Genomic DNA, 5612 nt, shown 5'->3' on the forward strand with positions numbered 1-5612 from the left:
TCAAGCCGCCGCATAGTCGCGCTACACGCGTCTTTCAACAAGGTCAGAGAAACGACGCTTACCTGCTGGCCGCTGGTCAAAAGTATTGAGGCTGCAAGATCATCAAGCGGGAGCAATTCGGCCCGAAGGTTGAATTGGTCACGTGCGGGACATCCGTTGTCTAATGCATGCTCAATATGATCCATTAACGTGGGGCCTCATGGCAAAAGGGGAGCGTAACCTTCATTTCCTTCGGCGCAATGATCTCCACCGCATCCCCCCACGTATAAAGATGCCAATCCAACTCTCGCATCCCTCCGCACCGAAACCGCACGATCAGCGAGCCATCGGCCTGGGGTTCAACAATTTGCGACGGATGAAATATCCACTCCGCTGCATCTTCTGCCGCTTCGGGTTTGAACCGGAGCACGACATCCTGCGGTGGTTCCTGAAACACCCCGAATGATTGGGCGGCATAGGAAGCGAGGTCAAACGGGCGCGGGTCGAAGCTTTCTGGCAAAATCTGCAGATCGCTGATCCGATCGATCCGCCAGAGCCGCATTTCTGCACCGCTCGGGCTGTGGGCAATTAGATAGGCGCGGCGGCCATAGAGGATGCCGTAGGGGCAGAGTTTGCGCGTGGTCGCGCGCGTCGCCTCGGCGGGGCGATATTTCAACTGCAGCAATTTCATCCCGAGGATCGCGGTGCGCAAGTCGGCGAGCAAGGTGCGATCGAGCTTCAGGCGCGGGCCGGGCGAGGTTGCGCTGCCTTCCGCTTCCATCAATGCCTCGATATCGGTTTCGGAACGGCGGAGGGCTGCCGGCGCCATCATGGCCCGCAAGCTTGCCGCCGCGTCACGCAGATCGGTTGCACGCGCATCATCGCCGCGCCCTGATAATTCCCGTGCCAAGGTTTCCAGCGTTGTGATCACGCCCGGTTGCGCGGGCAGAACGGGCAAGCTGCCGCGCGGCAGGTGCCAGCGCCGCACCCTGTCATCGCCGTCGGTGTAGTGCATTTGAGGGAATATCTGCTCGAGACGATCGCGTAACCGCTCGACAGTGCGGCGGCCAATCTCAAGCTCGGATGCCATTTCGTCGAGCGATAACCCGCCATGCGAGGCAGCCAAACGCATCGCAAGGCGAACTAATCGGGTGGCAGGTTCATAACGCACAGCCAAAGCATGCCCCGCCCGCTTCGGTCGGGCAAGGCGCATTTGGCTGTGCGTTATGTGGTTCACGGTTTTGTTGTCCCCTCGCGCCAAACCCAATGGGCCGGGCGGTGCCCTCACGTCCGTCCAGTTCGGTGAGGAACAAAGCGAGGAGCGATTCAGGATCGGACGGCAACCCCAGCACGGCGACTTTGCGAGCCACCCGGCTGAAATCTGCCGGGGTCAGTCGATCGAGCCGTGCAAGGCCCGGCGGGGGCTCGGTGCCGAAGGTGCGTCGGAATAAATGCGCTGCCTGGTCCACCCGCATGGGCGCAAAATTCAGCCGCACCAGAAACCGCCGCAAACTCGCCTTGTCCAACCGATCCGGCAGGTTGGTGGTGCAGGCGAAGGGCAGGGGGTGGCTTTCCATCCAGGTGAGCATCTCATTCACCTGGCTAACCTCCCAGGACCGGTGCGCGCCGGATCGGTCGAGGAGTAAACTATCCGCTTCGTCGAAGATCAGGAACGCCCCGGTTGCGCGCGCCTCGGCGAATGCGGCGGCAATCTGCTGCTCCGTTTGACCAACAAAGGGACCGAACAGATCTGAACCCCGCTTTTGCAAGACGGGTAAACCCATTCGATCAGCCAAATGGCGGGCGAACGCACTCTTGCCGGTGCCGGGTGGGCCTGACAGCAGGAGCGAAACATTGCGCGCAGCCCCCGGCCGCGCCAGCCGGTCGGTGATGGCTGCCAGATCACCATCGGCGTGGCTTAGGGCCGGATCGTAGAGTGCTTCGGTCTCGGGCTCAGGGGCCGGCACCGACCCATGCCCAATCGCACGCGCCATGCCGGTGGCAACCAAGGCGGCGGTCTCAGCATCGCCATTGGCCAATCGGGTCGCCCGCAGCGCCGTTCGCGCGACGGATGGGGCCGAGGGGATCAGACGGGCCAGCTTTCGGGCGGTGGGTGTGTCGAGTGGCACGCCTTCGGCCTCGGCGAGTTCTTGCCACAACTCCGCGCGCCGGTTCTGTGGCGGCAAACGCACCTCGATGCAGAGGGTCATGCGTCGCAGCACGGCCGGAGAAAAAGCTTCAAGATCGTTCGCCGCCCAAATCATCGGCACCTTCGCTGTTTCGAGTAGGCGGTGGACGAAAATTTTGGGGTCCGGCTCACGCGCGAAGCCCCTCGACCGAAACAGATCCTCCGCTTCGTCGAATAGATACAGCGCCTTGCCCATCGCGCCGATTTGCTGCGCCAGCAGCAAGTCAGAAAGCCGCTCGCCGCGTGATGGTTCGCGTCCGCTATCGCTCCGTTCACCAATCACATGCAGCGGCAACCCAAGTTCGGCCGCGAGGCTGGCGGCGCATTCGGTTTTGCCCGTGCCCGGCGGCCCATAGAGCAAGACATGCACGCCGTTCTCGTTGCCTGATTCGACCGCCTGGCGCAGGATCCGCCGCGCAATCTCGATTTCGGCGCCCAGATGCCGGAATGCGATCCAAGGCAGCTTCGCGACCATAGGGGCGCCGAGCAGTTCGCGCCGGACATCGGTCTGTCCCAATGCGCAGGCGTGGATCAGGGTCACCAATCGGCTGGCGATCTGGATGTCGCCATCATCGTCCAGCCGGATCGCGCCCGAGGCCACCAGCGGTGCATCCCCCCGAAAGCGCGCATTGATCTGGTTCGGAGAGCCGCCAATCAATAAGGCGAACAGATCAGGATAACGCCGCAGGATTTGGGCACGGCCGCGCGCCGACGCCAATCCATCAAACAGCCGCTCAAACCGGCTATCCAGCTTATACAATATGATTAACCTGAACAGCGCCGCATCAAGCCCCTGCAGCCCAAGCGCGTCGTTGATGGCGGCAAATCCGGCATCGAGCGAATGGCTGCCCATTGGGCTGTTGGCCGACTTAGCCGCAGCAAGCTGCTTTCGCATCGCCTGTCGGAACGCCGCCCAGCGGATTTTGCTGATGGCGCGGTCCTTACCGTGCCGTTCACCCCGTTCGGTATCGCTCGCGGTGAATAATTTTTCGTTCAGACCCAATTTTTGCCGGTTGCGTGCCAGCCAACCGACCAGCACCTGCGCCTCATCCGACGCCGGTTCGACTGCACCCATCACGTTGAGCGCATAGAGCAGCAAACTGCGGGCGTCGGCGTTATTGCCGGTGCCATCATCAATCTCGAACTTATCATCCAATAGGTGCACGCGCGGCCCACCAACAAAGCGTCTGGTCATCGTGCAATCCTCCCGCCGCGCGCGAACGCAATCTTGGTGGCGTTGCGCAGCGCCGCTCCGGTCACCATCCGGGGGATTAGTCCCAGCGGTGCGACGTCAAGCTCAATCACAATCGTGCCGGACGGCATGATCCGCGACGAGGCGGCAAATGTATCGTCGCCGATGCGAACCGGCAGATGGGCAATATCAAAGCCAGCTTGTGCCGCGGCGACGGCGCGAAACACCATCGGCGCGACGGTTGAGATGGATTGGTTGAGCAAGGCGCGGGCCTCCGGGGAAAATTGGATTAAAAAGGGGGCATAGGCTTTGAACATCGAAAACTCCTGCGACCCGGACTGCGGACAGAATGATCCTGTCGCGACCATCAGTCGGGTTCCAAGGAGATCGGGCGGGGGAGAAATTGCTATTTCATGCCAAGATATATGGCATACCATTACGTCAGAATTGGACGTTGTGAAAATATCATCGGACGGAAAGTCATACCGCGCTTCAGGCGCAGTGATATCGGCCAAATCTCCCCTCCGGGTTTTCGCTCCTGGTCGCTCCGGCACGATCGCTGCAGGTCGCAGCGTTGGCATCGGTGCGGACATGTTGCCCTGCCTATATGGCGAGCGAATACCCGACAGATATCTCATTTTCGTTTGCCTCCCCAATAAATCGTCCAGTATGGTGGCGCGAGCATTATTCGATTCCGCCGCGCCGACTGGGAGCCAGATGGATCATTTAATTGATATCAATGCGCGGGCGGACACGCATTACGTGTTCTTGTTCACCGATATTGAAGGCTCCACTCAGCGCTGGGCGCGCTATCCGGAGGCGATGGGGGCGGCGATGGCGCGGCATGATGCGCTGCTGCGCGAGGGGGTGGCGGCAGCGGGTGGTGCGGTGTTCAAGACCACCGGCGATGGTGGCTGCGCGGTGTTTGCGCGGGTGCAGGCGGCGCTGACGGCGGCAGCCTTACTGCAGACGCGCTTGGGCGGAGAAAATTTTGCGGCGGTGGGCGGGTTAAAATTCCGCATTGGCGTGCATACCGGGCCGGCGGAATTTCGGGATGATGATTATTTTGGCCTGACTTTGGGGCGCACCGCGCGGATTATGGCGGCGGGGCATGGCGGGCAAATTCTGGTCTCGGCGGCGGTGGCAGCGTCAGTAACAGCGGGGGCGGGAGCCGGTGGCGTGCCGGAGCCTTATGCGCTGCAGAGCCTGGGGATGCACCGGCTCAAGGATTTGGGCCAGGGTGAAGAAATTTTCCAACTTACTGGGCCGGGATTGGCGACAGGGTTTCCGCCGCTGCGGACGCTGAATGCCAGGCCGCATAATCTGCCCGAGCAGACGAGCACGCTGATTGGCCGGGACGGCGCGCTGGCGGATGTGCGCGGCCTGCTGGCGCGCCACAAGCTGGTGACCGTGCTGGGCCCTGGCGGGATTGGCAAAACCCGGCTCGCGCTGCAGAGCGCTGCCGAGGCGCTGGAGAACTATGCGGACGGGGTATGGCTGGTGGAACTGGCGGGCGTGAGCCAGGGCGAGCAGGTGGCGGCGAGTGCGGCGGCGGCGCTGAATATTGCGCTGAACGGCAGTGGGAATGCGGCGGAGCAATTTGCCTCGGCGCTGCGCGGGGCCTCGATGCTGATTATTCTGGATAATTGCGAGCATTTGATTGAGGCGGCGGCGGCGCTGGCGGATGCGGTTTTGCGGCGCAATCCGGGTGTGACGATCCTGGCCACCAGCCGCAGCCCGCTGGGGGTGCCGGGCGAGAAAAGTTTTGCTCTGCCCACCCTCGCGGTGCCGGAACCGGAAGCGATTGCGGGGATGACGGTTGCGGATGCTGCGACCTATGCCGGTATCGAATTATTCGTGGCGCGCGCCAATTTGGTGCAAGAGGGCTTTGCGCTGGCGGCGGATAATGCGGCGGATATTGCTGCGATTTGCCAGCGGCTGGACGGGATTGCCCTGGCGATTGAGTTGGCGGCGGCGCGCATTCGGCTGATGCGGCCAAAGGATTTGCTGGCGCGGCTGAATGATCGGTTCCGGCTGCTGACGGGTGGGGCGCGCACCCATTTGCCGCGACAGCAGACGTTGCGGGGGCTGATTGATTGGAGTTTTGCGCTGCTGAGCGAGCAGGAGCGAATTGCGTTCCGGCGGCTGGGGGTGTTTGCGGGCAGTTTTGATCTTTCCGCCGTGGAGGCGGTGCTGGCGGGGCGAGACATTGAGGCACTGGAAGTGCTGGATTTGGTGGCGAGCCTGCTGGAT

5 protein-coding genes are annotated in these 5612 nt (G+C 62.2%); 1 reads left to right on the plus strand and 4 read right to left on the minus strand.

Going from position 1 to position 5612, the window contains the following annotated elements:
• From ACYUCQ_RS16040 to ACYUCQ_RS16055, 4 genes are all read right to left on the minus strand, one after another.
• On the minus strand, window positions 1-185 hold a 185-nt coding region (locus tag ACYUCQ_RS16040), incomplete at its 3' end, for a hypothetical protein (protein ID WP_460255560.1).
• Window positions 185-994 carry a WYL domain-containing protein gene (locus tag ACYUCQ_RS16045; protein WP_460255561.1) on the minus strand — a complete coding sequence of 270 codons (810 nt, stop codon included), beginning with the start codon at window positions 992-994 and terminating at the stop codon, window positions 185-187. The genes ACYUCQ_RS16045 and ACYUCQ_RS16040, both read right to left, overlap by 1 nt.
• Before the next feature lie 145 nt (window positions 995-1139).
• Window positions 1140-3362, minus strand: a complete 2223-nt coding sequence (locus tag ACYUCQ_RS16050) for an AAA family ATPase (RefSeq protein ID WP_460255562.1) — start codon at window positions 3360-3362, stop codon at window positions 1140-1142.
• Entirely contained in the window at window positions 3359-3676 is a 318-nt protein-coding gene (locus ACYUCQ_RS16055) for a hypothetical protein (protein ID WP_460255563.1), read from the minus strand. Before ACYUCQ_RS16055 ends, ACYUCQ_RS16050 begins: the two co-directional genes overlap by 4 nt.
• Before the next feature lie 400 nt (window positions 3677-4076).
• On the opposite strand from ACYUCQ_RS16055, the gene ACYUCQ_RS16060 reads away from it, so the two are divergent.
• Window positions 4077-5612, plus strand: a 1536-nt coding sequence (locus tag ACYUCQ_RS16060) for an adenylate/guanylate cyclase domain-containing protein (RefSeq protein ID WP_460255564.1), incomplete at its 3' end; no start/stop codon positions are given.

This window comes from Acidiphilium sp. MT5, assembly GCF_054767495.1.

Excerpts from the sequence above, each read along its gene's own strand:
- ACYUCQ_RS16045 (WP_460255561.1), bottom strand. The coding sequence starts at position 994 with ATGCACTACACCGACGGCGATGACAGGGTGCGGCGCTGGCACCTGCCG.
- ACYUCQ_RS16050 (WP_460255562.1), bottom strand. The coding sequence starts at position 3,362 with ATGACCAGACGCTTTGTTGGTGGGCCGCGCGTGCACCTATTGGATGAT.
- ACYUCQ_RS16055 (WP_460255563.1), bottom strand. The coding sequence starts at position 3,676 with ATGTTCAAAGCCTATGCCCCCTTTTTAATCCAATTTTCCCCGGAGGCC.